This is a genomic window from Ferrovibrio sp. (assembly GCF_046297595.1).
Taxonomy (GTDB): Bacteria; Pseudomonadota; Alphaproteobacteria; order Ferrovibrionales; family Ferrovibrionaceae; genus Ferrovibrio.
The window spans coordinates 75,692-100,609 of sequence record NZ_JBKBHT010000010.1 but is presented as its reverse complement, the minus strand read 5'-3'; the positions used below and the strand labels follow the sequence as shown (position 1 = coordinate 100,609).

Sequence of the window (24,918 nt, the reverse complement as noted above, 5' to 3'; positions counted from 1 at the left end):
CCGCTGAATTCCTGGCCCGACAACGCCAATCTCGACAAGGCGCGCCGCCTGCTCTGGCCGATCAAGAAGAAATACGGCAACCGCATCAGCTGGGCCGACCTGATCATCCTGGCCGGCACCATCGCCTATGAATCCATGGGCCTGAAGACCTTCGGCTTCGGCTTCGGCCGCGCCGATATCTGGCATCCCGAGAAGGACGTCTACTGGGGCGCCGAGAAGGAATGGCTCGGCTCGGAACGTTATGACGGCGACGACCGCCAGTCGCTGGCCAACCCGCTGGCCGCCGTGCAGATGGGCCTGATCTACGTCAATCCCGAAGGCGTCAACGGCAAGCCCGATCCGCTGCGCACAGCCCATGACGTGCGCCTCACCTTCGCCCGCATGGCGATGAACGACGAGGAGACCGTAGCGCTGACCGCCGGCGGCCATACCGTGGGCAAGGCCCATGGCAATGGCGATGCGGCCAAGCTGGGCCCCAGCCCGGAAGACGGCCCGGTGGAAGACCAGGGCCTGGGCTGGCTGAACAAATCCGGCCGTGGCATCGGCCGCGACACCGTGACCAGCGGCATCGAGGGCGCCTGGACCACCAATCCCACGCGCTGGGACAACGGCTATTTCAAGCTGCTGCTCGGTTATGAATGGGAGCTGAAGAAAAGCCCGGCCGGCGCCTGGCAGTGGCAGCCCATCGGCATCAAGGAAGAAGACATGCCGGTGGATGTGGAGGATCCGAGCATCCGCCGCATGCCGATCATGACCGATGCCGACATGGCCATGAAGATGGACCCGGCCTACCGGAAAATCTCCGAGCGCTTCGCCAAGGACCAGGCCTATTTCTCGGAGGTCTTCGCCCGCGCCTGGTTCAAGCTGACCCACCGCGACATGGGCCCGAAGGTGCGTTACCTCGGCCCCGACGTGCCGAAGGAAGACCTGATCTGGCAGGACCCGATCCCCGCCGGCAGCACGCAGTACGACATCGGCCATGTGAAGGCGCAGATCGCCGCCAGCGGGCTGAGTGTCGCTGAGCTGGTGACCACCGCCTGGGACAGCGCGCGCACCTTCCGCGGTTCCGACATGCGCGGCGGCGCCAATGGCGCCCGCATCCGGCTGGCCCCGCAGAAGGACTGGGCCGGCAACGAGCCGAAGCGTCTGGCCAAAGTGCTGGGTGTGCTGGAGGGCATCGCGCGCGACAGCGGCGCCAGCATCGCCGACGTGATCGTGCTGGCCGGCAATGTCGGCATCGAGCAGGCAGCAAAGGCCGCCGGCATCCAGATCGACGTGCCGTTTGCGCCCGGCCGCGGCGACGCGACCGACGCCATGACCGACGCGGAGTCTTTCGCGGTGCTGGAGCCGATCCATGACGGCTACCGCAACTGGCTGAAAGAGGACTACGCCGTCAGCCCGGAAGAGCTGATGCTCGACCGCACCCAGCTCATGGGGCTGACCGCGCCGGAGATGACCGTGCTGGTCGGCGGCCTGCGTGTGCTGGGCGCCAACCATGGCGGCAGCAAACACGGCGTGTTCACCGACCGCGTCGGCGCGCTGACGAACGATTTCTTCGTCAACCTGACCGACATGGCCAACACCTGGAAGCCCGCGGGCAAAAATCTCTACGAGATCCGCGACCGCAAAACCGGCCAGGTGAAATGGACCGCGACGCGCGTGGACCTGGTGTTCGGCTCGAACTCCATCCTGCGCGCCTATGCGGAAGTCTATGCCCAGGACGACGCGAAGGAGAAGTTCGTGTCCGACTTCGTCGCCGCCTGGACCAAGGTGATGAACGCCGACCGCTTCGACCTGCAGTAACTTAAGGCCTGAACCACCCTCCCCGGCGGCCGCCAGGCCGCCGGGGATTTTTTCATAAACCTTTTTTCACCAGCCGCCACAGGCCGATCAGCCCCAGCACCGGCCCCGGCGCCAGCAGCCACACGACCGACGCGCCCATGGCGGGCAGCAGATGCGTGGCAAGCGCGATGGCGGCCAGCGTGATGGTAAAGCCGATGGCATTCTGGATCGCCAGCGCGCTGCCCACGGCTTCCGGCGGACAGGCGCGGCCCGAGAGCGCGGAGAATTGCGGCGAGTCCGCCACCACCGCCACGCCCCAGACCACCAGCAATACCAGCAACACAGCCGGTGCCGCACTCGCCGCCAGAACCGGATAGACCACACACAGCGCGCCCGATGTCGCCAGCGCCACAGCCGCCACCCGCGCGCTGCCCCAGCGGACGCTGACCACACCGCCGAGGATGCAGCCCAGCGTGCCGGCGCCGATCACGGCAAAACTGAGCCGCGAGACATCCGCCGGCGAAAAATCCGGCGCGGCCAGCAGGATCAGGAAGGGCGTGAGCGTCCAGAAGGCATAGAGCTCCCACATATGGCCGAAATAGCCCAACGCGGCCGAGCGGAAATCGGGGATGCGGAAGGCGCTCAAGACCGCGCCGGGGCTTAAGCGGCGCGCCCCCATTGAATGTGTACTGGCCGGCCGCGCCAGATGCGGCCCGTCGCCCAGCCGCAGCACGATAAGGCCGCCGAGCAAAGCCAGACCGCTCGCGACCAGCATCGCCGCCTGCCAGGGTACCCCTGCCCCCAAACCGCGTATGCCATGCGGCAAAGCCGTGCCGAGCGTGAGCATGCCCACCAGCAAGGCCAGCGTGCCGCCGGCCGCCCCTTTGGTCCAGCCGATCACCAGCTTCATGCCCAGCGGATAGATGCCGGCCAGAGCCAGACCGACGATGAAGCGCAGGGCCAGGGCGGCGGCATAACTCTGCCACACCAGCAGGAAGGCGGCATTGGCGATGGCGCCCAGCACACAGCAGGCAAACACGATGCGGCTGGCGGCAAAGCGGTCGGCCAGGCCGCTCAGCGCCATGGCCAGCGTGCCGGCGATGAAGCCGGCCTGCACGGCATTGGTGAGCCAGCCGATATCGCGCGCCGACAGCGACAGCAGAGCCTGCAATTCGAAGGCGGCGGCATTGGAGGAAAACCAGAGCGTGGTGCCGAGAAACTCGGCCACCACGATGATCAGTATGGGCTGGCGGGCAGGCAGCGGAGGATTAGCCACGAGGGGGACCGCGCTTGCCAATTGGAGAGCCAGTCACGACAAACCGAAAGTGCGATCCAAATCGCAGACTCATTGAGCTATTGAGACAACAACTCAATTTAGGAGCCGTAACTATCTATGACCGCGACGATTCTATCTAACAACGGAACAAATCCGGAGAAATCGATTGTCCTCGCCTTAGGTCGCACCACCTTATCCGCAAATATTGCTTTCCCATATTCTTTACTTGGATCGATAGTTTTTGCCGGATTAAAAACTTTCCCATCTACCTTTTCAGAAAGCACTGAGGCCGGAAAGAAATCTTCGATACAAGACTCCCCAGTTGCCCGCGTTCGCACTGAAGGTGTTTTTACTAAGTACAGATTTTCGCAGAGACGATAAAAGTCATCAGTCGTAGCCAAAGAAATTGTTTTTTTTGAATTTTGAGTTAATGACGCCAAAGATTTCCTTCGCTCCACTATCGTTATCAATAAGAATGATAACCGGCGCCGCAAAAGGTCGATGTGTATATGGTTTTAAATCTCTCTCATAGTTGACTATAAAATCTTTTAAAGGCGCACTGCCCCCGTTTAGATTAAATAAGTCATTATGGATTTTGTCGAATGAGAATAGAGAAATATTCAAACTGAAATGACCGATAGCACTAATCTCCCCCAATGCAGGATGAAACTTCTTTAGATTCCGAATTGCATATCGCAAATGCGAATTATCAGTTTTCCCTTCACAAATAATCAACGGGCGCTTAAGAGCGACAAAATACTTATAGCGCAAAAATTTTGAATATACCGACCGAATGCCCCTCAAGTCTTTTGACTTCACATTTTCAGTTTCATTTTTCCTCTGCACTCTGCATACATGCTTCACATAGTAATTGTAATTGAGAATCCCATGCAGTCGATCTAAGCTATCACTTTTAGTGCCATCGATATGAAACTCGCCCGTCCGAAACAATGTCTCCGTCATCGCCCTCGCATTTTTATAATAGTTAGATGGAACGTTGACATTCCTATTGACGGTTAAGCCAGTTACGGTTTGACGAGATGAGCCGAGCTGCATTCTTGTCTTTTTTTCATTTATTGAGAAACCAGATCGTACGATCTGACCTCGTAAATCAGCACCAAGAACCCATGCTCCCGTCGCATCGGTAGCAGCCAATGCCGAAGGAAAGTCTTTTTCATTTGTTGAGAAGGTAAGATCGTCAGCATAACGAGAATATGCTATTCGATTTTTTCTGGCCAACCTCGCCAACCGCCGATCAAGCACACGAGCCAAAAGATCGGATATGATTGGTGAACAAGGACTTCCCTGCGGCAACTCGTTCTCATAACAAGCGATCTGCGCAATAATTGTCGCGGCCGCTGCACTCAAGGAAAAGTCCTTGTCCTTTATAAAGAATCCCCTTACCCGACCAAAATTAATACTAGGAAAGAAATTCTCCAGATCAATATTCAATACGTAACGGCGATTTTTATGTGGTTTTGCGTTGGTAACAATAGAGAGGCCGGCTCTGTATGCATGAGAAAGCGGCTTGAGCTTCGGGTTGTTCGCCTCAATTTCATATCTACATGCATACAATATATTCGCTAGTCGAGCTTGCAGTTGTTTAAGCTTATCAGTAGGCGCGTTTATCTCCCTAACGCCGCCGTTCTTCTTGGGAATTGAGAATTTATTGTATTTCGCTCGCGAAGGAATTTTATAAAGGATATATGCTAACCCACTTGGCGTATATCCAAGTAAATCTGCAAAAGCCTCAAGCGTTTCTACCTCTTGGAGTTTTTTTAATACCGACACTTCTTGTCGCCCTATATGAAAGCCTTACAGGCACTCTTATGCGCTGGCCACGGAGTATAATATAGCAACCGTGGCATTACTTAGGTGTCGAGATAGCAGCATCTCAGACATTGAGTCTTATATCGCGAAGCACGATAACAAAATCTGCCTGTAAGGCGGCTTTTATAAAGCACGATGTTGAAATTCTATCAATAGGAAGTATCGCTTTATATATAGCCCACCTTCGCCCCGCCTGAGCCGCCGCCGCTGTCGCTCACCGCACTCGCCGCCCGCCGCAGCACCTCGGCGTAACTGCCGCGCAGTTCCATCCTCTCAGCATAACCCTTCGCCAGCATCATGCGGTGCGCCTGGCGTAAGCGCCAGCAGGGCACAAACAGCAGCAGGTGATGTTCGAGATGGTAGTTCACCCAGAATGGCGCGAGCAGCAGGCGCGTGAGCGGCCCGGCATAGGTCGTGCGCGTGTTGCGCAAGGCATCGTCGTTGTCGGGCACCACGGCATGTTCGGCGATATTGCGGATGCGGCTGACGAGCTGATACCAGGTGGCGAGCGGCAGCAGCCATAAAGCCGGATAGAGCCACCAGTACCCAATCGCGGTGAGCAGGCCGAGCAGCGTCAGGTTGGTAAGCGCCGCGCCCACCAGCCCGCCCTTGGCAAGCCGTTCCCATCTCTGGCCCCAGCTTAAGCCCGCCTCGCCCCAGGTGAGCATCACCTGCTCGCGCCGGCGGGTGAGCGCCGTGCGGCCGCTGAGGTCGCGTTGAATCTTGCGGCGCAGGCTTTGCCGCGTGATCGGGAATGGCGCGGAGAGCACCAGGTCGGGGTCGTCGGCCTGCTGGGTGAAGCGATGATGCTTCAGGTGATAGGGGCGATACAGATGCAGGTCGGTGATCACCGGATACGCGCAGAGCCACTGCCCGGCCAGTTCGTTGAAGCGCCGGGTTTTGAACAGCAGGCCATGGGCGGCATCGTGCATCAGGATGGCCAGCCCCAGCTGCCGCCCGCCGATCACCATCACGGCAACGACAAACGTCGCCGGGTTGGGCCAGGCGGCAAACATTGCCATGGCCAGGCCGATCAGCCCCCAGGCACAGAGCACCAGCCAGGCGCCCATCAGATCGGAGCGCGCGCTTAAGCGCCGGATTTCATCGGCGGTGAAAATGTCGGTGGCTTTGACTGTATTGCCTGCTTCCGGCGCACCCTCGCCCACGCCCCGCTCCCTCGTGTTCTAGAGTCTTTGGGCGGAGTGTAACGCGACACCCCCGGCCCGTCATGCTCGGGCTTGGCCCGAGCATCCACGAGTTCTGTTTTTAAGACGTGGATGCCCGGCACAAGGCCGGGCATGACGAAGTGGAGGAATGAGGACGGGTGTATGCGGGCCTCCGCCGCTCTCACCCACCCATAACCGTCATGCTCGGGCTTGGCCCAGGCCCCACCACCCCTCAGTCGTCATGGCCGGGCTTGGCCCGGCCATCCACGAGTTCTTTTTTAAAAAAGGGAAAACGTGGATGCTCGGGCCAAGCCCGAGCATGACGATTGGTGGGTGGTATGATGGCCGCCCCCTTGATTCCGACCTCTCGTTCCCTACATGTTCTGACAAACGGCGCGGCACCGGCTTCCCACGTTATGGAAAACGCCATTTACACAGAATCAATGACTTACCTATGCAAAACCATCGCAAAACGATTCAAACCGCATCCGAAACCGCGCAGCGAAACCGCAACAGCGCACGCGCCGGTCCCGCTCCGCCGCCACGACGACTAAGCAGCGCGGCTTACGCGTTCGCCCGCCCCAGCGGACTGAGCCGGATGCCCTTGCGCAGGCGGCGGTATGGCAGGGTCTCGGCGCGCTCCACGAAGGCGCCGGGGCTTTCCACGTTCAGGATCTCGTGGGCGATGTCGGTGAAGTCGCCGCGGAAATGCACGGTGCTTTTCAGGCCCACGATCTGCCGCTCGCCCGGCTCGATCCCCAGATGCCGGAACATCTCCTTGTCGGCCGCCTGCACGCGCACGGAGTTGAGCACCAAATCCACGCTTCCCCCCGGCGTCCTGCAGGTCAGCCGCGCCATGGGGCCAAGCGCCATGCGCGTGCCCTTGTAGAACGGCCCGGTGCAGAGGAACCGGCCGTCGTTCAGCGCTGAGACGGTGAAGCGGTTGCGATAGGGCTTGGCGCCGTCGAAGTAACGCCCGCCGACCTGCAGCTCGATCTCGGCGCCCTGCCCGGCCTGGTGCGCGATGCGGGCGGCTTCGGGGTCGAACAGCAGGCCCAGCGTGGCATCGGGCACGCCCTGCTCGATCAGCGCGGCGAGCAGCCCGGTGGTGTCCGAGGTCGCGCCGGTGCCGGCATTGTCCTGCACGTCGGCCAGCACCACCGACTTGCGCGCGCCGCCCTGGATCATCCGGCGCGCCTGCTCGATGGCATCCACGGGCGAGAGCAGGTTCAGTTTGAACTCGGCCTCGCGCTCGGTGATGTGGCGGGCCAGATCGTCGGCGGCCTTGTCGGCGGCGTCCTGGCTGTCGGCATAGGCCACGATGGTCGGGCCGCATTCATTGATGTCGGCCGGGTGGAAGCCGGGCGAGAACGAGAGTGAACTCACCGCGCCGTGTTCCATATTGCTTAAGTTTTCGTAGATGCTTTTGCACGGCTCCAGGAAGGTGCATTGCGCGGTGAGCGGGATGAGGAAGGGAATGCGGCGCAGGGCCTTCGCCTGTCTGGGCCGTTCGCCGGTCAGGCGCTTTTCCAGCTGCCGCGCCACCCGGCCGCCGGTCACCGCCATGTCCAGATGCGGATAGGTGCGATAGGCGATCAGCAGGTCGCTGTGCCGCACCATGGCCTCGGTCACATTGGCATGCAGGTCCAGGCTCACCATCACCGGCAGGTCGGGGCCGACCGTGGCGCGCACGCGGCGCAGCAGCTCGCCCTCGCCGTCCTCATGGCTTTCGGTCACCATCGCGCCATGCAGGTCCAGATAGACGGCGTCGATCTTGCCCTTCAGTCTGGCCAGGCCGTCGGTGATTTTCTTGGCCACGAAGTCGAAGGCCTCGTCGGTGACGTAAGAACACGGCTGCGCCGCCGCCCAGACGATGGGTTCCAGCGCCCAGCCCTTGGCCTTGGCCGACGTGATGAAGCCGCCGATGGGAATGTTCATCGGCTCGAACACCTCGAAGATCGCCTTGCCCTCGGTCAGCGGCGGCCAGCCCTCGCCCTGAATGAACTTGTCCAGCGTCGCCTTCTGCGGCGCGAAGGTATTGGTCTCGTGCTGGAAGCCGGCAATGGCAATCGTATAGGTCATGGGGGGCTCGCTTGGTTTTTTATGGGGGAACGAAGAAGGGCGCCGCGTTGGGCGCCCTTCGGGTAGTCGTGTTCAGATGTCCGCGTATTCGTGCGTTTCCGCCTTGCCGCCGGGATGGGTCACGGCGCCGTCATGGGCATCGCCCACGGTCTGGGCGTATTTCCACAGCGCACCCGACTGGTAGTCGGTCTTGCGCGGCTTCCACTTCTTCTTCCGCGCCGCCATCTCCTTGGCCGAGACGTCGACGCTGAGCACACCCTTCACCGCGTCGATGGTGATGATGTCGCCGGTCTTGATCAGGCCGATCGGCCCGCCGACCGCTGCTTCCGGCCCCACATGGCCAACGCAGAAGCCGCGCGTGCCGCCCGAGAAACGCCCGTCGGTGATCAGCGCCACCTTCTCGCCCATGCCCTGGCCGTAGATCGCCGAGGTGGTGGAGAGCATCTCGCGCATGCCCGGGCCGCCCTTCGGGCCTTCGTAGCGGATGACGATCACGTCGCCTTCCTTGTACTTCTTCGCCTGCACGGCCTCGAACGCGGCCTCTTCGCTGTCGAACACGCGGGCCGGACCCACATGCTTCAGCCGCGCCATGCCCGCCACCTTCACGATGGCGCCGCGCGGCGCGAGGTTGCCCTTCAGGCCAACCACGCCGCCGGTCGGCGTGATCGGGTTGGTGATCGGGCGCACCACGTCCTGGTCCTTGGGGAACTTCACGCCCTTCAGGTTCTGCTCGATGGTCTTGCCGGTCACGGTCAGGCAGTCGCCGTGGATATAGCCGCCCTTCATCAGCTCGTTCAGCACCACCTGCACGCCGCCGATCTCGTACATGTCCTTGGCGACGTAACGCCCGCCGGGCTTGAGGTCGGCGATGTAGGGCGTGGACTTGAAGATCTTGGCCACGTCATCGAGGTCGAACTTGATGCCGGCCTCATGGGCAATCGCCGGCAGATGCAGCGCGCCGTTGGTCGAACCGCCGGTGGCGGCCACCACGCGGGCGGCATTCTCCAGCGACTTGCGCGTGACGATGTCGCGCGGCCGGATCCCCAGCTTGATCAGCTCCATGATCTGCCGGCCCGAGGCCTCGGCATACTGGTCGCGGGTTTCATACGGCGCCGGGGCGCCGGCCGAACCCGGAATGGCCAGGCCGATGGCTTCCGACACGCAGGCCATGGTGTTGGCGGTGAACTGGCCGCCGCAGGACCCGGCCGAGGGACAGGCCACGCATTCCAGCTCATGCAGGTCCTTGGCGTTCATCTTGCCGGCGGCATGCTGGCCCACGGCCTCGAACACGTCGACCACGGTCACATCCTTGCCGCGGAACCGGCCGGGCAGGATCGAGCCGCCATACATGAAGATGGATGGCACGTTCAGGCGCACCATGGCCATCATCAGACCGGGCAGCGACTTGTCGCAGCCGGCCAGGCCCACCAGCGCGTCGTAGCAATGGCCGCGCACGGTCAGCTCGGTGGAATCCGCAATCGCCTCGCGGCTGACCAGCGACGACTTCATGCCCTGGTGGCCCATGGCGATGCCGTCGGTGACGGTGATGGTGGTGAATTCGCGTGGCGTGCCGCCGGCGGCCTTCACGCCCTTCTTCACCGCCTGCGCCTGGCGGCCCAGCGTGATGTTGCAGGGCGCGGCCTCGTTCCAGGTGGTGACCACGCCGACGAAGGGCTGGTTGATCTCGGCCTCGGTCAGGCCCATGGCGTAGTAATAGCTGCGGTGCGGGGCGCGCTCGGGGCCTTCCGTCACATGCCGGCTCGGCAGGTTGGACTTGTCGAATTTCCCGCCCTTCATCACGGCGCCCTTGTGCTTTTTCGCCGGGGCCTTCTTGGTCTTTTTGGTCATTGGCTGGTCCTGTCCCTTGGCAAACTAAAAACCGGACACGGAGCATAGCCAGCGGGCTGGCGGCGGACCAGAGGCTAGGTGGTGGCGTCGGCGGGTTTTTTGACCTGTTTGCGTCGCAGCAGGGCGGCATTCACCTCGGCGCCGAAAATGAACAGCACGGCCGAGGCGTAGAAGAAGACCAGGGTGACGATCACCCCGCCCAGGCTGCCATAGGTGGCGCTGTAATTGCCCAGCCGCGCCACATAGAGCGAGAACAGCCCGGCCAGTATCAGCCACAGCACCGTGGTCGCCAGCACGCCGGGCAGCAGATGGCGCCATGCCAGATGCCGGCCGGGCAGCCAGCGATGCAGCGCCAGCAGACCGGCGGTCAGCACCAGGGCGGCAATGCCATAACGAAACAGGCTGAAGGCCCAGCGTTCCGCATTGCTCAAGGGAAACAGCCAGAGCAGCCCCTGCCAGATCAGCGGTCCCAGCACGATCGCCACCGACAGCAGGATGAAGACGAAGCCGCCCAGCAGGATGGCGCCCAGGTTGCCCAGGCGGATCAGCCACCAGGGCCGCGGCTCACTGAAACCGTACGAAGCGTTCAGTGCGATGCGCAGCGCGTTGATGCCGCTGGAGGCCACCCACAGCGCGCCGATCAGGCCCAGCGTGAGCAGGCCGCCGTCGCGCCGCGCCAGCACTTCGTTGATCACCGGGCCCAGCGTGGCGCCGACATCCTCGGGCAGCAGGTCGAGCATCGCCTGCACCGAAGCGAGGCTGCCGCCGTATTCGCCCAGGAAACCGGCGAGGAACCCGGCCAGGGCGGCGAGGAAAATCAGGAAGGGAAAAATCGCCAGCAGCCCGGTATAGGCGATATGGCCGGCCAGCTCGAAAGACAGGCTGTTGATCATGGCGCGGCCGGCGCCATACAGCACCCTGCCTGCGAAGACGGCCCAGTTGCGGAACATGGTAAACATCTTCGCCGCGCCGACCCGATCGACGCAATGCTCGTTAAGGATGAAAAATTAACCGCTCTTTAATGTTTCTTAATGATGTTTTGACAAGGATAGAAACATGGGCATGCAGGCTGAGATCGTCGTCCCCCGCTATGTCGTCCTGACCAGGATGGCAGATAGCTGGATTCCGCGTGCATCCCTCAGCAATGCCGACAGCGCCGAAGCCGAAGCCTTCCGCTGGCGCCGCATCTACGGCCCGGCCCGCACCAAGGTTGCCGAGTATCTGATCCCCGAGCGGCCCAGCCCGGATCCCATCACTGTTCCCGCACTGCCGGTCGAGCTGGCGGAAACACCGATACGCTACATCCGCGCAACGGCTGCCGCCGCCGGCGGCCAGATCGGCTGGTACGATGCCGCGCTGCGCGCGATGGCGCTGTATCTGGGCTTCGGTTTTGCCAATCGCGCGATGGAACTGCTGATCCTGCTGGCCGCGCGCTAGTTTCGGCCTTCCCCCGCTTCCGCTAGAGTCCGGGCAAAATCAGCCTCGCCCGAGTCCCCGCATGCTCTCCGTCGTTCTCGCCATCGTGCCCATCTTCCTGCTGATCGCCATCGGCGGGGCAATGAAGCGCGGCAACTTCCCGGGCGACGCCTTCTGGCCCCTGGCCGACAAGGTCACCTACTTCATCTTCTTTCCGGCCCTGCTGGTCGACAACCTGAGCAATGCCAAGCTAGGCGACTTCGACCCCAGCGGCATGCTGGGCGCGCTGTTCGCGGCGCTGCTGCTGCAGGCCGGACTGGTCTATGCCCTGCGTCCACTGGCGAAGGTGAACGGGCCCGGCTTCACCTCGGTGTTCCAGGGCGCCGTGCGGTTCAACACCTTCGTCGGCCTTGGCGCGGTGGCGGCGCTGGAAGGCGGTGCCGGCATCACGCTGTTCGCCGTCACCATCGCACTGGCCATCCCCACCATCAACGTGATGTGCGTTCTGACGCTGGCGCGCTACGGCGATCACGGCCAGAGCACCAGTTTCAAAGGCCAGGTGATGTTCCTGGTCAAGAACCCGCTGATCATCGCCTGTGTGACCGGCATCCTGATGAACGTGTTCGACCTTGCCCTGCCGCGCGGGATCGAGCCGGTGTTCAAGATGCTGGGCAGCATGGCCGCGCCGATGGGCCTGCTGACTGTCGGCGCCGGCCTGCAATGGGAGGCGGCGAAGAATGCCGGCCGTGCCGTGGGCATCGCCTGCGCGCTGAAGCTGCTGGTCTATCCGCTGGTGCTGTTCGGCCTCAGCCGGCTGTGGGGCCTCGGTCCGCTGGAGACCAAGGTGCTGGTGCTGTGGGGCGCCATGCCGACGGCCAGCGCCAGCTATATCCTCGCCCGCCAGATGGGCGGCGATGCGCCGATGGCAGCCGCCATCGTCACGGCCAGCACCATCCTGGCCTTCGTGACCGTGCCGCTGTTCATGCTGATGGCGGGCGTGTAGCCGCTTACTTCTTCGGGAAGTCGAGGCCCATGGCCTCATAGCGTTCCGGATCGTCGCCCCAGTCCTCGCGCACCTTCACGAACAGGAACAGGTGCACGCGGCACTCGAACTGCTCTTCCATGATCTTGCGGGCGAAGGCGCCAATGCGCTTGATCATCTGGCCGCCCTCGCCCAGCACGATCTTCTTCTGGCCCTCGCGCTCGACATAGATCACCTGGTCGATGCGGGCGGAACCGTCCTTCTGGTCCTTCCAGTTCTCGGTCTCGACCGTGATCGCGTAAGGAAGTTCGTCATGCAGGCTGTGATAGACCTGCTCGCGGGTGATCTCGGCGGCCAGGAACCGCATCGGCACATCGGCCAACTGGTCTTCCGGATAAAGCCATGGCCCCGGCGGCATGCGGCCGGCCAGGTCGCGCAGCACGTCGTCGACGCCGGTGCCCTTCTGGGCTGAGATCATGAATATGCGTTCGAAGGGATAGGCCTCGCTCAAGGCCTTGGCCAGGCCGAGCAGTTTTTCGCGCGGCACGGCATCAACCTTGTTCAGCGCCAGCAGCACATGCCCGCGCTTGCGTCCCTGCAATGCATCCACGATGGCGCGGCTTTCGTCGTCTAAGCCGCGTTCGGCATCGACCAGCAGCAGCACCGCATCGGCATCGTCAACGCCGCTCCAGGCGGCATTCACCATGGCGCGGTCGAGGCGGCGTTTCGGCGTGAAGATGCCCGGCGTGTCGAGGAAGATCACCTGCGCATCGCCCTGCACGGCAATCGCGGTGATGCGCGCGCGCGTGGTCTGCACCTTCTTGGAGACGATCGAGACCTTCGCGCCGACCAGACGGTTCAGCAAGGTGGACTTGCCGGCATTCGGCGCGCCGATGATGGCGACGTAGCCGCAATGCGGCGTCGCCGGGCTACTGGTGTCTGCTTCGCTCATTTCTTTCCGTTTTCAAGCCGGCCCAAAAGGCGACCGGCCGCTTCCTGTTCGGCGGCGCGTTTCGAACCGCCCTGCCCGCGTTCCGGCTCGCCGGTGCCCAACCGCACCGCCACGGTGAAGCGCGGTTCGTGCGGGGGGCCTTCCTGATTGACCACATCGTATTTCGGCGCCGCCATGCCGCGCGCCGCAGCCCATTCCTGCAAGGCCGTCTTCGGATCCTTCGCGGCGCCGCCGGTGACCTCGTCCAGCATCGGGATCATGTAACGGCGCACGAATTTCTCGGCCACACGCATGCCGCCATCCAGATACAGGGCCGCCACCACGGCCTCGCAGGCATCGGCCAGGATCGCCGGTTTGCCGGCGCCGCCTGAATCGCGCTCGGAGCGCGAAAGCTGGATGAAATCGCCCAGCCCCAGCGACTGCGCGAACCGCGCCAGGCTGTCCTGTTTGACCAGCGCATTATAGCGCAGGGCCAGTTCGCCGGCTTCGGCCTGCGGGAAACGCTCGGCCAGCAGGGTGGCCACCACAAGACCCAGAACGCGGTCGCCGATGAATTCCAGCCGGTTGTAATCGCGCATCGCCGGCGGAGCGTCAGCCGCCTTCTGCCGCGCCGACTTGGCCCGGCTGCGGCGCGGATTGGCCGAAGGATGCACGAGGGCTTCTTCCAGCAGCCTGGGATCGGCGAATTTGTGGCCGAGCGTCTGCTGCAATACCTCGAGCGGGGATTTCCGGGTATCTGCCGTCACGCCCGCCTCAGTCGATACCCGTGAACATCCGGTCCCAGCGCAGGGCACTGAACCACGTCCACGGCTTCAACAGAGTTGCCGAGGGCTCAATCGAAATCCACCGAACATCGGCGCGACCGATCAGGTGATCCGACGGCACGTAACCCACGCCGCCAACCTCAAGCGGCACGCGGCTGTCCTGCGAATTGTCGCGGTTATCGCCCATCATGAAGTAATGGCCGGGCGGCACGGTATAGACGCCGGTATTGTCGCTGGCGCTGTAGGCGTAGAGATCCAGCGTGCGGTAGGTCACGGCCGGATTTTTGCCGTCGCCCGGAAGGGTCTCTTCCCATTGCTGATTGCGTTCGACCAGATTGCCGAAACGGTCACGGCGCTCGAAATCCTCGACGCGGCGGCGCTTCACCGCCTCGCCATTCAGGTACAACACACCCTCGCGCATCTGGATGCGGTCGCCCGGCAGGCCGACCAGGCGCTTGATGTAGTCCACCGAGGGGTCATGCGGCCAACGGAACACCACGACATCGCCCCGCTTGGGCTCGGATGCCAGGATGCGGCCCTGGAACAATGGCGGGCTGAACAGCAGGGAATACTTGCTGTAGCCATAGGCGTATTTGGAGACGAAGACATAGTCGCCGACCAGCAAGGTCGGCAGCATGGATTCCGACGGGATGTGGAAGGGTTCGTAGGCGACCGTACGGATGCCGACGGCGATCAGCACGGCATAAACGAGGGTGCGGAGGCTGTCCCAGAGTTCCCCGCCACGCGTTTTCGGCTTCGCCACCACCTGCTCCCGATCCATATAAATCAATCCCTTACGGCCGTTTTTGCCCCAGCCGGGGCTGCATCAAGCCGGCAACCGGCCGGCAAAGTCAAGCACCCGGTCCGGTCGGTAATCCGGGGGGTAATATCGGCCTTGCCGTGATGATGACAATGGCCTGGGCCAGCGGCGGCTCGTCGGTCAGCGAGACGTCGATCTGGGCCTCGTGGCCGGGCGGCAGCAGGCTCTGAAGCTGGGCCAGGGCCCCGCCGGTCAGCGCCATGGAGGGCTTGCCGCTGCGCAGGTTGACCACCCCCATGTCGCGCCAGAACACCCCCCTGCGGAAGCCGGTGCCCAGCGCCTTGGAGCAGGCCTCCTTGGCGGCGAAGCGCTTGGCATAGGATTCAATCCGGGTGCGCTGGCGGCGCTCGGAACGCGCCTTCTCGACCGGCGTGAAAACACGGTCGAGGAAGCGGTCGCCGAACCGGGCAATGGTCTGCTCGATGCGGCGGATGTCGATCAGGTCGGAGCCCAGGCCGATGATCATCGCATCATCGCTCAGGCCGTGCGGCTAGTGACGCCACGGGCATCGTTCATCAGGGCGCGCATGCGACGGATCGCGCTGTCCAGCCCACTGAAGATCGCCTCACCGATCAGGAAATGGCCGATATTGAGTTCCACGATAGTGGGGATCGCTGCCACCGGCGCCACGGTGTCGAAACTCAGGCCGTGGCCGGCGTGGCATTCCAGGCCGATGGCCTGGGCATGGGCGGCGGCTTTTTCGATGCGCCGCAATTCGACCGTCTGTGCCTCGCCTTCGGTTTCGCAGTAGCGGCCGGTATGCAACTCCACGACCGGAGCGCCCAGTTTCTTCGCGGCGTCGAGCTGGCGCTCGGAAGGTTCGATGAACAGCGACACGCGGATACCGGCGGCAGACAGCCTCTCGACCATTGGCGCCAGGTGGTCGTACTGACCGGCGGCATCGAGGCCGCCTTCGGTCGTACGCTCCTCGCGCCGCTCTGGCACGATGCAGCTGGCATGCGGCCGGTGGCGCAAGGCGATGGCCAGCATTTCATCGGTGGCCGCCATTTCCAGATTCAGCGGCAGGTCGATCTCGGCCATCAGCCGGTCGATATCGTTGTCCGAGATATGGCGGCGGTCTTCGCGCAGATGCGCCGTGATGCCGTCGGCACCGGCGGCGGCGGCCTGCTTGGCGGCGCGCACGGGATCGGGATGGCGCCCGCCGCGCGCGTTGCGGATGGTGGCAACGTGATCGATGTTAACGCCCAGACGCAGGATCCGCGAAGTCATCGCCGCCTCTCCTTCCCCAGCTATGCCAGATTGCGTGAGCCGGGCTTGATCGCCGGCAGCTTCTGCAGTTCGGGTGGCAGCTCATCCTCGCGATAGGCCGGCACCTTGAAGCCGCAGAGCGAAAACAGCGGTACACCCAGTTCGACCTCGCCGTCGGAGCGGTCGACGATGCAGGAGGCTGCAATCGTGACGCCGCCATGGGCCGCGATGCAATCGATGCATTCGCGACTGGACTTGCCGGTGGTGACGACATCTTCCGCCATCAGCACGCGCGCGCCCTTGGGGATATCGAAGCCGCGCCGCAGAGTGAATTTGCCATCCACCCGCTCGGTGAAGATCGACGGCACGCCGAGCTGGCGCGCCAGTTCGTAACCCACCACCACGCCGCCCATGGCCGGCGAACAGACCAGATCGACCGGCTTCGGCCCCAGCTTGGCGCGGATCGCGTCGGCCAGCGCTTTGCAGAGGGCTTCGGCGCGTTCGGGGTGCATCAGCACGCGGGCCGACTGCATGTAGACCGGGCTGTGCAGGCCTGAGGTGAGCAGGAAATGGCCTTCCAGCAGCGCGCCGGATTCCCGGTAATGCCGTAACACGTCCTCGCGATTCATGATCCCCCGTTTCTCCGTACTGGTCAGCCCTTGGCGCGTTCCACCGAGCTGATGCTCGGCGTGGCGCGCAGGGCCGCGATGATATTGGTCAGATGCTTCACGTCGCGCACCTCGATATCGACGAACATCTCGAAGAATTCGGGGCTGCGGTTGGTGATCTTCAGGTTGGTGATGTTGCCCTTGTGCTTGGCGATCACGGTGGTGACAGCGCTGAGCGCGCCGGTCTCGTTGTTGATCACCAGACTGACGCGGCCGACATGGCCATGGGCCTTGTCGCTGTCCGACGGCGCATCCCAGGCCAGGTCGAGCCAGCGTTCCGGCTGTTCGGCGAATTGCTCCAGCGCGTCGCAGTCGATGGTGTGGATCGTCACGCCCTTGCCGGTGGTGACGATGCCGACGATGCGGTCGCCCGGCAGCGGGTGGCAGCAGCCGGCGAAATGCATCGCCATGCCGGGAATCAGGCCGCGGATCGGGATGCCGCCGCCCTTGCCATGTTCGGACTTGTGCAGCCGGGGCAGCGGCGGCGCCTTGTCGGCTTCGTCCTGCTTCTGGCCCGGGAAGACGATGTTCAGCACCTGCCGCGCGGTGATGTTGCCCTCGCCCACGCCGACGAAGACATCATCGGCCGAGCGCAACTTCAGCACCTTCACCGCCGGCTCCAGCGCCTTTTCCGAAGCGGTGGCATCATGCTCGCGGAAGGCCTTCACCAGGATGGCCTTGCCCAGTTCGTGATACTGGCCGCGCTGCTGCTGGCGGATGAAGCGGTTGATGCAGGACTTGGCGCGGCCCGATTTGACGAAGTTCAGCCAGGTCGGGTTCGGCGCCGGTACTTTCGAACGCAGGATTTCCACCTGGTCGCCATTGCGCAGCACGGTGCGCAGCGGCACGACGCGGCCATTCACCTTGGCGCCAACAGCCGTGTCGCCTACATCGGAATGCACCGCATAGGCAAAATCAACAACGGTGGCGTCGCGCGGCAGGGCGATCAGGTCGCCCTTGGGCGTGAAGCAGAACACCTGATCCTGGAACATGTTGAGCTTGGTATGCTCCAGGAATTCCTCCGGATCGGAGGTCTGCTCCAGGATTTCCAGCAATTCGCGCAGCCAGCGATACTGCCGCGCTTCGGCTTCAGGTGCGGCCTGGCCGTTATGCTTGTATTGCCAGTGCGCGGCGACGCCGAGATCGGCGATGTCGTGCATTTCCTGGGTGCGGATCTGGATTTCGATACGCTTGTTCTCGGGGCCGATCACCGTGCTGTGCAGGCTGCGATAGCCGTTCTGCTTCGGCGTGGAGATATAGTCCTTGAAGCGGCCCGGCACCGATGGCCAGGTCTGATGCACCACGCCCAGGGCGTGGTAGCAGGCGGCCAGATCGCGCACCACGATGCGGAAGGCCATGATGTCGGAGAGCTGCTCGAACGCGATGTTCTTGCGCTGCATCTTCTCCCAGATCGAGAAAGGCCGTTTCTCGCGCCCCGACACCCAGGCCTCGATGCCGTTTTCCGCCAGCGTCCGTTTCAGCCGGTCGGAGATGCGGTCGACCATGCTGCCGCCTTCGCTGCGCAGCTGGTCCAGGCGGGCGATGATCGAGGCGCGCGCATCGCCGTTCAACTCGGCAAAAGCCAGGTCTTCCAGTTCCTCCTTCAAATCCTGCATGCCGATGCGGTCGGCGAGCGGAACGAAGATTTCCATGGTCTCCTTGGCGATGCGCCGGCGCTTCTCGGGCGTCTTGATGAAATGCAGCGTGCGCATGTTGTGCAGCCGGTCGGCCAGCTTGACCAGCAGTACGCGGATGTCGTTCGACATCGCCAGCAGCAGCTTGCGGAAATTCTCGGCCTGCCGCGTGCGGTCGGATTGCAGTTCGATGCGCGACAGCTTGGTGACGCCGTCGACCAGGCGTAGCACGTCGCTGCCGAAATTCTTCTCGATCTCGTCGGGCGTGGCGACGGTATCTTCCAGCGTGTCGTGCAGCAGGCCGGTGGCGATGGCGGTGCTGTCCAGCTTCATGCCGGCCAGGATGCCAGCCACCTCGACGGGGTGCGAAAAATACGGGTCGCCCGAGGCGCGTTTCTGCGCCCCGTGGGCTTTCATGGAGAACACATAGGCACGGTTAAGCAGGTCCTCGTCCGCCGCGGGATCGTAGGCGAGGACTTTTTCCAATAGCTCAACCTGGCGCATGACACGCGGACGCATCATTCCTGCCCCGTTCTCCGCCTCCGGCAAACGGTTGTACATAAAGAGTTATTTTGATCGAAAAACCGGCGGGGACAAGCCCGCCGGCAGCAGAATTCGGGGAAATCGGCCCGGCTGTGACGCCGGATGCCCGGATCAGGCCTCTTCGGCCTCGTCGGCGGCTTCCGGACCCTCGTCGCCATCGGCCTCGTCGATCGACATGCCCTCGGCGAGGTCTTCGTTGTCCTGTTGCACGCCGGCCCATTCGCCGGACTGCATCAGGGCAGCCATGTTGTCCTCTTCCGGCTCGTCGACCTCGACATGCTTCTGCATGCCGCCGATCATGCGCTGGCGCAGGCCCTCGATATCCACGGTTTCGTCGGCGATTTCACGCAGGGCAACGACCGGGTTCTTGTCGTTGTCGCGATCCAGCGTCAGGGAAGCGCCCGACGAGATGGCGCGGGCGCGCTGGGCGGCCAGCAGAACCAGCTCGAAGCGGTTCGGGATCTTGATGACGCAATCTTCGACGGTGACGCGGGCCATGGTTTACCCTCGGTAAAATCGGCAGCGGAAAGCGGGAGCGCGCTTATTAAGGGCGATTCCCGACGGATGCAAGTGCCTATACAAGCAGAAAACGCCCCCGAAACCCAAGAAAATCATTATAACCTATTGATTTTCATATGATTTGCCTGAGCGATCAAGGCCTCGATCCCGGCCCCCGAAACCGGGTGCCGCCAATCCGGGGCAATTTCCTGCAGGGGCAGCAGGACGAACAGCCGCTCCTGCATCCGGGGATGCGGCAGGATCGGGCCACCGCCCTCGCCCCGCAGTTCCAGGCCGCGGTAGTCGATCAGGTCGAGGTCCAGCACCCGGGCTTCCCAGCGGGCCTGGCGTACCCGGCCAACCGATGCCTCGATCCGATGCAGCAGTGCCAGCAACTGATCCGCCCCCAGCGCCGTATCGAGTTCCACGACGCCGTTGATGAAATCCGGCTGATCCGAGACCGGCTGTGCGGCAGCCTGCCACCATGAGGAGCGTTTCAGAATCCGAACACCCTCGCGGGTGAGAAACTGTAGGGCCGCCTCAAGCGTTGCGCGAGGCGCACCATGCTCAACGCTCGGGAGATTTGCTCCCAGGGCGACAAAGATGCCGGACCGCTCTGTTGCCATGATTTTATTCTTGCCTTAGGCCTGTCGCCGCCGCACAAAGGATTACATAAGACGTTACGGTCATTGAACCCAAGTCTATACAGCAAGGAATAGATCATGAAGTTCTATACGCAGGAGCGCGTGGCGCTCTTCATCGACGGTGCCAACCTTTATTCCGCCGCCCGCAGCCTCGGCTTCGAAATTGATTATCGCCGCCTGCTCGAAAGCTTCCGCAAGGAATCGCACCTGGTCCGCGCCTTTTACTACACTGCGCTGGTCGAAGATCAGGAATATTCGCCGCTGCGGCCGCTGATCGACTGGCTGGACTATAACGGCTTCACCATGGTGACCAAGCCGGCCAAGGAATACACCGATGCCATGGGCCGCCGTAAGGTGAAGGGCAACATGGATATCGAGCTGGCCATCGATGTGATGGAAATGGCGCCCCATGTCGACCATGTCGTGCTGTTTTCGGGCGATGGCGATTTCCGCCGCCTGGTCGAGGCCGTGCAGCGCAAGGGCGTGCGTGTAAGCGTCGTCAGTTCCACCAAGACCCAGCCGCCGATGGTGGCCGATGAACTGCGACGCCAGGCCGATACCTTCATCGAGTTGCAGGACCTGATGCCGAAGATCATGCGCGATCAGGCCGGCCGCGATCAGTCGCGCAGTGCCGGCGTGCATGCGACGCTGCGGACCGGCCAGGGCAATGTCGCGCCATCCAGCCCGGCCCAGGCGATGGATGATTTCGATGAGATCGACACGGCCGATCCGCGCAAGCATCTGCGCTGACCAGCCTGCCTTTCGCCCCAATGACCGCCGTCGCCCAGCCGGGCCATGACTGCCCGCTCTGCCCGCGCCTTGCCCAGTTCCGCGACGCGAACCGCCAGGCCTATCCGGATTTCTTCAACGGCCCGGTGCCGCCCTGGGGCGACAACAATCCGGCATTGCTGGTGGTCGGGCTGGCACCGGGGCTGAAAGGCGCCAACCGCACGGGGCGGCCCTTTACCGGCGACTATGCCGGCGATCTGCTCTACAGCACGCTGATCAAATACGGTTTTGCCAAGGGCGTGTTCCGCGCCGATCCGAATGACGGGCTGCAGCTCGTGCGCTGCCGCATCACCAACGCGGTGAAATGCGTGCCGCCGGAAAACAAGCCGACACCAGCGGAAACCAAAATCTGCCGCAGCAGCTTCCTGGTGCATGAGATTGCGGCGTTGAAGAACCTGAAGGCCATCCTGGCATTGGGACAGATCGCCCATATCGCCGTGCTCGATACGCTGAAGGTGAAACGCGCTTCGGCCCCATTCGGCCATGGCTCGGAACACAGGATGCCGAATGGCACGACGCTGTTCTCCAGCTATCACTGCTCGCGTTACAACACCAATACCGGTCGCCTGACCGAGGCGATGTTCCATTCGGTGTTCGACAGGATTGCCGCCGCCGTCTGATCGACGGCGACGGCAAAGCCGGCATCAGGCTTTTGGCTTCATCATCGCCGCATTGAAACGGCGCTCCGGGCGTGGCGTGATCACGATTTCCTTCTTCCCGGCCAGCACCCAGTTCGGGTGGAAAACCGGAATGATGGCCTGTTCTTCCATGCAGGCCTCGATGGATTCCTGCACATACTGCTTGCGCTTCACCGGATCCATCTCGCCCTGGGCCTTCTCGATCAAGGCATCGAGCCTGGCATTCGAGAATTTCGTCCGGTTGCCGGTACCATAGATGCCGCCCGGTGTGTGAACCAGCGCACGCGGACCGATCGAGGCTTCCTCGGTGCCGTACTGGGCCATGAAGACCGAATATTCCTGTTTGGTGGCCTGGCTGAAGAACACCGTGCCGGGCATGGCCTCCACATTCACCTGCAGGCCCAGCCGTGTCCAGCCCTGTCCCACCGCCTGGGCGATGTCGCGATCCTTCGGATACCGGTCGCCCGTGGCATGCAGGGTGATCTTGAAGCCGTTTTCATAGCCGGCTTCCTTCAACAGGGCCTTGGCCTTGTTCAGATCGAAAGGATCGACCTTGAGTTTCTGGCTGGTGCCCTCGAAGCGAGACGGCAGGAATTGCGACGCCGGCGTACCGGAACCATCGAGCAGGCGGTCAACGATCAGCTGCCGGTTGATCGCCAGCGACAGCGCCTTGCGCACGCGCCGGTCCTTCAGAGGATTGTCTTTCAGCGGCGGCTGACCGTCCTTGGCCGATATGAACGGACTTTGATCGCGCACAGCATCCATCGCGATATACTGCACCGTGGACGATGGACCGGTGGCGATGGCAAAACGCTTGTCATCGCGAATGCGGGGCACATCCAGTGTGGGGACTTCGTCGATGGCATCGACATCGCCGGCCAGCAGCGCCGCGATGCGTCCGGCATCACCTTTGATCACCCGTTCGGTCACCTTCGCCCAGGGCTGCTTCTGCCCCCAATAGCCATCGTTGCGCTCGATAACGAGATGCTGGCTGTTCACCCATTCCACCAGCTTGTATGGACCGGTGCCCACCGCCGCCGTGCCGGCATTGAAATCGGCGGTACTGGCTTCGGCGTATTTCTTCGAGATGATGAAAACGCGCGCCAAGTCGGTGGCAAGCGTCGGATTCGGCGTCGCCGTGGTGAAGCGGATGCGATGATCGCCCAGCTTCTCTGACTTGACGATGGAACGCGTGAACTGCGTGAAGGGGTTGGGACTGTTGGGCACCTTCGGCACACGGTCCAGCGTGGCCAGCACGTCATCGGCCGTAAAGGCCGACCCGTCATGAAACTTCACGTTCTGCCGCAACTCGAATTCCCAGGTCAGTGGGTCGATATTGCGCCACGCAGTGGCCAGCCCGGGCACAGGATTGAGTTCGTCATTGAGCGACAGAAGGGCGTCGAAAATCAGGGAATGCGACGAGGCCTGGGGAAAACCGTTGAAGAAATGCGGGTCGAGCGTGTTCAGTTCGAGCTTGGTGCCGATGCGCAGATGGGCTGTGGTCTGCGCGAAACCGTGTGAAGTCAAACTGCCGGCAGCCAGCACCGCGAAGGTGCCGCCCATGAACAGGCGCCGCGATACGATAGTCATTCCCTGCATCCTTCCTTTATGATTTTACTGTGGTCATTATTGAGTGTCGCAAGGAGTCGGGTGTCAACACATGATGCGGTCTGAAACCATAACGTCCGGTAATACATCCCCAAGAGCGCCGCGCATCGCGGTCGGCGGCTTCATGCTGGAAAGCAATGGCCATGCGCCGGTTTCGACCCGCGAGGAGTTCGCCGCCAATGTGCTGCTGGAAGGCGAAGCCCTGCTCGCCGACCTGGCCGGTGCCAATCCGCGCAGCCCGACGACGCTGACCGGCTTCACGGCCGCCATGAGCGCCAGCGGTCCATGGGATTGCGTGCCGCTGATCATGGCTGCCGTGGGCGCATCCGGCCCGGTCGACCAGCCTTTTTTCGAATGGGTGATCGAACGCCTGCGCCTGCATCTGCGCAATGCCGGCCCGCTGGATGGGGTATTCCTCTCGCAGCATGGCGCTGCAACCGCCACAGGCGATATCGACCCCGATGGCACCGTCTTTCGCGCGGTGCGCGAGATCGTCGGGCCCGATGTGCCGATTGTCGCCACACTGGATCTGCATGCCAATGTCAGCCAGGCCATGGTGGATGCGGCCGATGTGCTGGTTGCCTATCGCTGCAACCCGCATACCGACATGCCGGATCGCGGCGCGGACTGCGCCCGCCATCTGCGCGCCATGCTGGCCGGCATGAAGCCCCATGCCGCTTTCGTCAAACTGCCTTTCATCCCACCCTCGACCAGCCAGAACACCAAGTCCGGCCCCTATGCCGATGTGATTGCCTATGGACAATCCCAGGTCAAAGACGGCGTGATCGATGTTTCGGTATCTTCAGGATTCACGCTGGGCGACACGCCGAAGAACGGCATGTCGGTGATCGCCACCGCCACCGATCCTGCCAGAGCAAAAGCCGTGGCGCGCGACGTCGCGGCTTTCGCCTGGTCGCAACGACAGCGTTTCATCGCCCGTCTTACGCCTTTGAACGAAGCCACTGAAATGGCCATAGCCTGCGGCAAGGATTCCAACCGCCCTGCCTTACTGTTCGCAGACGTGGCAGATAATCCCGGCGGCGGCGGTCGCGGCAACACCTCATACATCCTTGCTGCTTTCCACAAGGCCTGCGTTCAGGGCTGCGCCATAGGCCCGGTCTTCGATCCGGAACTGGCGGCCGAAGCGCATCGCCTGGGTCTGGGTGCGACATTCGAAGCGCGCTTCAACCGCAGCGAAGCCACCACCTTCTCCGAGCCTTTCACCGCGCCGGGCAAGGTCGTCGCGCTCAGCAACGGCATCTTCGTCGGACGACGCGGCATGGCAGCAGGCCGCACGCTCGATATCGGTCCTTCGGCCGTGATCGCCGTTGATGGCATTCAGGTTGTGGTGACGACCATCCGGCATCAGGCTCTGGATCCAATGTATTTTGAGAATTTCGGCATCGATATTGCCGGGCTGCGCAGCCTTGTGGTGAAGTCGCGCGGCCATTTCCGCGCTGCCTTCGATGAATTCTTCCCCGATGACCGTATCATCGAGGTGGATGTGCCCGGCCTGACCACGCCGGTGTTGCAGAATGTGCCCTGGCGGCAGGTACCTCGGCCGATCTACCCGCTGGACCCGGAGATGCAATGGTCTCCTCCTTGAGGAGGTTGATAAGAACATATTGGCAATATTTGCCTGCTGATATAGAATTATTTCCTATATCAAGGGGCAGGCCATTATGAAAAAAGTCATTTTTACTGAAAAAACAAATACTTCTGCGATCAAACCCGATGATACGGTCTTTGATCACCTGAGTCGGCAGCAT

General features: G+C 62.6%; 22 protein-coding genes. 6 read left to right on the top strand and 16 right to left on the bottom strand.

The window, feature by feature from the left end; translation table 11 throughout:
- The coding region (katG, locus tag ACK4FJ_RS19610; protein WP_409768466.1) for a catalase/peroxidase HPI at nucleotides 1–1,803 on the top strand (1,803 nt) is incomplete at its 5' end.
- Between the two features lie 52 nt (nucleotides 1,804–1,855).
- On the opposite strand, the gene ACK4FJ_RS19605 is transcribed toward katG, so the two are convergent.
- The 6 genes from ACK4FJ_RS19605 to ACK4FJ_RS19580 all read right to left on the bottom strand — a co-directional run bounded on the left by ACK4FJ_RS19605 (nucleotide 1,856) and on the right by ACK4FJ_RS19580 (nucleotide 10,934).
- On the bottom strand, nucleotides 1,856–3,058 hold the full coding sequence (locus tag ACK4FJ_RS19605) for an MFS transporter (RefSeq protein ID WP_409768463.1): 1,203 nt from the start codon (nucleotides 3,056–3,058) through the stop codon (nucleotides 1,856–1,858).
- A 387-nt stretch (nucleotides 3,059–3,445) separates the two neighbouring features.
- Nucleotides 3,446–4,849 carry a retron Ec67 family RNA-directed DNA polymerase/endonuclease gene (locus ACK4FJ_RS19600; protein WP_409768461.1) on the bottom strand — a complete coding sequence of 468 codons (1,404 nt, stop codon included), beginning with the start codon at nucleotides 4,847–4,849 and terminating at the stop codon, nucleotides 3,446–3,448.
- Nucleotides 4,850–5,055: 206 nt separating this feature from the next.
- A complete protein-coding gene (locus tag ACK4FJ_RS19595) occupies nucleotides 5,056–6,054 on the bottom strand; it encodes a fatty acid desaturase family protein (protein WP_409768458.1) in 999 nt (332 codons plus the stop codon).
- Between the two features lie 564 nt (nucleotides 6,055–6,618).
- Nucleotides 6,619–8,136: a M81 family metallopeptidase gene (locus tag ACK4FJ_RS19590; RefSeq protein ID WP_409768455.1), complete on the bottom strand. Its 1,518-nt coding sequence runs from the start codon at nucleotides 8,134–8,136 to the stop codon at nucleotides 6,619–6,621.
- Between the two features lie 72 nt (nucleotides 8,137–8,208).
- Nucleotides 8,209–9,933: a dihydroxy-acid dehydratase gene (ilvD, locus tag ACK4FJ_RS19585; RefSeq protein ID WP_409768475.1), complete on the bottom strand. Its 1,725-nt coding sequence runs from the start codon at nucleotides 9,931–9,933 to the stop codon at nucleotides 8,209–8,211.
- A gap of 125 nt (nucleotides 9,934–10,058) precedes the next feature.
- The gene (locus tag ACK4FJ_RS19580; RefSeq protein ID WP_409768452.1) at nucleotides 10,059–10,934 is read right to left on the bottom strand and encodes a YihY/virulence factor BrkB family protein; all 876 of its coding nucleotides are present in this window, start codon (nucleotides 10,932–10,934) and stop codon (nucleotides 10,059–10,061) included.
- Nucleotides 10,935–11,040: 106 nt separating this feature from the next.
- Here ACK4FJ_RS19580 and ACK4FJ_RS19575 point away from each other — a divergent pair, with 106 nt between their 5' ends.
- Both ACK4FJ_RS19575 and ACK4FJ_RS19570 read left to right on the top strand, forming a co-directional pair.
- Nucleotides 11,041–11,421, top strand: coding sequence for a hypothetical protein (locus tag ACK4FJ_RS19575; protein ID WP_409768449.1), 381 nt, complete (start codon nucleotides 11,041–11,043; stop codon nucleotides 11,419–11,421).
- A gap of 61 nt (nucleotides 11,422–11,482) precedes the next feature.
- Complete coding sequence (locus ACK4FJ_RS19570) at nucleotides 11,483–12,403, top strand: AEC family transporter (RefSeq protein WP_409768446.1); 921 nt, start codon at nucleotides 11,483–11,485, stop codon at nucleotides 12,401–12,403.
- Between the two features lie 4 nt (nucleotides 12,404–12,407).
- Here ACK4FJ_RS19570 and era read toward each other — a convergent pair whose 3' ends face one another.
- The 9 genes from era to folK all read right to left on the bottom strand — a co-directional run bounded on the left by era (nucleotide 12,408) and on the right by folK (nucleotide 20,096).
- Entirely contained in the window at nucleotides 12,408–13,334 is a 927-nt protein-coding gene (gene era / locus ACK4FJ_RS19565) for a GTPase Era (protein WP_409768443.1), read from the bottom strand.
- Nucleotides 13,331–14,080 (bottom strand): ribonuclease III, encoded by a 750-nt coding sequence (gene rnc / locus ACK4FJ_RS19560; protein WP_409768440.1) that lies wholly within the window; start codon nucleotides 14,078–14,080, stop codon nucleotides 13,331–13,333. Before rnc ends, era begins: the two co-directional genes overlap by 4 nt.
- Nucleotides 14,081–14,087: 7 nt before the next feature.
- Nucleotides 14,088–14,879 carry a signal peptidase I gene (gene lepB / locus ACK4FJ_RS19555; protein WP_409768437.1) on the bottom strand — a complete coding sequence of 264 codons (792 nt, stop codon included), beginning with the start codon at nucleotides 14,877–14,879 and terminating at the stop codon, nucleotides 14,088–14,090.
- Nucleotides 14,880–14,949: 70 nt separating this feature from the next.
- Nucleotides 14,950–15,384: a holo-ACP synthase gene (gene acpS / locus ACK4FJ_RS19550; RefSeq protein WP_409768434.1), complete on the bottom strand. Its 435-nt coding sequence runs from the start codon at nucleotides 15,382–15,384 to the stop codon at nucleotides 14,950–14,952.
- Between the two features lie 11 nt (nucleotides 15,385–15,395).
- On the bottom strand, nucleotides 15,396–16,148 hold the full coding sequence (locus ACK4FJ_RS19545; RefSeq protein WP_409768431.1) for a pyridoxine 5'-phosphate synthase: 753 nt from the start codon (nucleotides 16,146–16,148) through the stop codon (nucleotides 15,396–15,398).
- Between the two features lie 20 nt (nucleotides 16,149–16,168).
- Nucleotides 16,169–16,756, bottom strand: coding sequence for an orotate phosphoribosyltransferase (gene pyrE, locus ACK4FJ_RS19540; protein ID WP_409768428.1), 588 nt, complete (start codon nucleotides 16,754–16,756; stop codon nucleotides 16,169–16,171).
- A gap of 23 nt (nucleotides 16,757–16,779) precedes the next feature.
- Nucleotides 16,780–18,951 (bottom strand): RelA/SpoT family protein, encoded by a 2,172-nt coding sequence (locus tag ACK4FJ_RS19535; protein ID WP_409768426.1) that lies wholly within the window; start codon nucleotides 18,949–18,951, stop codon nucleotides 16,780–16,782.
- 132 nt (nucleotides 18,952–19,083) lie between these two features.
- Nucleotides 19,084–19,470, bottom strand: a complete 387-nt coding sequence (gene rpoZ / locus ACK4FJ_RS19530) for a DNA-directed RNA polymerase subunit omega (protein WP_409768424.1) — start codon at nucleotides 19,468–19,470, stop codon at nucleotides 19,084–19,086.
- Nucleotides 19,471–19,586: 116 nt separating this feature from the next.
- Entirely contained in the window at nucleotides 19,587–20,096 is a 510-nt protein-coding gene (gene folK, locus ACK4FJ_RS19525; RefSeq protein WP_409768422.1) for a 2-amino-4-hydroxy-6-hydroxymethyldihydropteridine diphosphokinase, read from the bottom strand.
- A gap of 96 nt (nucleotides 20,097–20,192) precedes the next feature.
- Between folK and ACK4FJ_RS19520 the strand changes: the two genes are divergently transcribed.
- Nucleotides 20,193–20,864 carry an NYN domain-containing protein gene (locus ACK4FJ_RS19520; RefSeq protein WP_409768420.1) on the top strand — a complete coding sequence of 224 codons (672 nt, stop codon included), beginning with the start codon at nucleotides 20,193–20,195 and terminating at the stop codon, nucleotides 20,862–20,864.
- A 20-nt stretch (nucleotides 20,865–20,884) separates the two neighbouring features.
- A complete protein-coding gene (locus ACK4FJ_RS19515; protein ID WP_409768418.1) occupies nucleotides 20,885–21,523 on the top strand; it encodes a uracil-DNA glycosylase in 639 nt (212 codons plus the stop codon).
- A gap of 24 nt (nucleotides 21,524–21,547) precedes the next feature.
- Here ACK4FJ_RS19515 and ACK4FJ_RS19510 read toward each other — a convergent pair whose 3' ends face one another.
- On the bottom strand, nucleotides 21,548–23,131 hold the full coding sequence (locus ACK4FJ_RS19510) for an ABC transporter substrate-binding protein (protein WP_409768416.1): 1,584 nt from the start codon (nucleotides 23,129–23,131) through the stop codon (nucleotides 21,548–21,550).
- 70 nt (nucleotides 23,132–23,201) lie between these two features.
- Here ACK4FJ_RS19510 and ACK4FJ_RS19505 point away from each other — a divergent pair, with 70 nt between their 5' ends.
- Nucleotides 23,202–24,755, top strand: a complete 1,554-nt coding sequence (locus ACK4FJ_RS19505) for a M81 family metallopeptidase (protein ID WP_409768414.1) — start codon at nucleotides 23,202–23,204, stop codon at nucleotides 24,753–24,755.
- Nucleotides 24,756–24,918: the final 163 nt, after the last annotated feature.

Bases quoted from the DNA above. Each gene is read 5' to 3' on its own strand.
- ACK4FJ_RS19520 (WP_409768420.1), top strand. From the start codon at position 20,193: ATGAAGTTCTATACGCAGGAGCGCGTGGCGCTCTTCATCGACGGTGCC.
- acpS (WP_409768434.1), bottom strand. From the start codon at position 15,384: ATGATCATCGGCCTGGGCTCCGACCTGATCGACATCCGCCGCATCGAG.
- folK (WP_409768422.1), bottom strand. From the start codon at position 20,096: ATGGCAACAGAGCGGTCCGGCATCTTTGTCGCCCTGGGAGCAAATCTC.
- ACK4FJ_RS19515 (WP_409768418.1), top strand. From the start codon at position 20,885: ATGACCGCCGTCGCCCAGCCGGGCCATGACTGCCCGCTCTGCCCGCGC.
- rpoZ (WP_409768424.1), bottom strand. From the start codon at position 19,470: ATGGCCCGCGTCACCGTCGAAGATTGCGTCATCAAGATCCCGAACCGC.
- ACK4FJ_RS19505 (WP_409768414.1), top strand. From the start codon at position 23,202: ATGATGCGGTCTGAAACCATAACGTCCGGTAATACATCCCCAAGAGCG.
- era (WP_409768443.1), bottom strand. From the start codon at position 13,334: ATGAGCGAAGCAGACACCAGTAGCCCGGCGACGCCGCATTGCGGCTAC.
- ilvD (WP_409768475.1), bottom strand. From the start codon at position 9,933: ATGAAGGGCGGGAAATTCGACAAGTCCAACCTGCCGAGCCGGCATGTG.
- ACK4FJ_RS19580 (WP_409768452.1), bottom strand. From the start codon at position 10,934: ATGTTCCGCAACTGGGCCGTCTTCGCAGGCAGGGTGCTGTATGGCGCC.
- ACK4FJ_RS19545 (WP_409768431.1), bottom strand. From the start codon at position 16,148: ATGACTTCGCGGATCCTGCGTCTGGGCGTTAACATCGATCACGTTGCC.
- ACK4FJ_RS19535 (WP_409768426.1), bottom strand. From the start codon at position 18,951: ATGATGCGTCCGCGTGTCATGCGCCAGGTTGAGCTATTGGAAAAAGTC.
- ACK4FJ_RS19590 (WP_409768455.1), bottom strand. From the start codon at position 8,136: ATGACCTATACGATTGCCATTGCCGGCTTCCAGCACGAGACCAATACC.
- ACK4FJ_RS19570 (WP_409768446.1), top strand. From the start codon at position 11,483: ATGCTCTCCGTCGTTCTCGCCATCGTGCCCATCTTCCTGCTGATCGCC.
- ACK4FJ_RS19510 (WP_409768416.1), bottom strand. From the start codon at position 23,131: ATGACTATCGTATCGCGGCGCCTGTTCATGGGCGGCACCTTCGCGGTG.
- lepB (WP_409768437.1), bottom strand. From the start codon at position 14,879: ATGGATCGGGAGCAGGTGGTGGCGAAGCCGAAAACGCGTGGCGGGGAA.
- pyrE (WP_409768428.1), bottom strand. From the start codon at position 16,756: ATGAATCGCGAGGACGTGTTACGGCATTACCGGGAATCCGGCGCGCTG.
- ACK4FJ_RS19575 (WP_409768449.1), top strand. From the start codon at position 11,041: ATGGGCATGCAGGCTGAGATCGTCGTCCCCCGCTATGTCGTCCTGACC.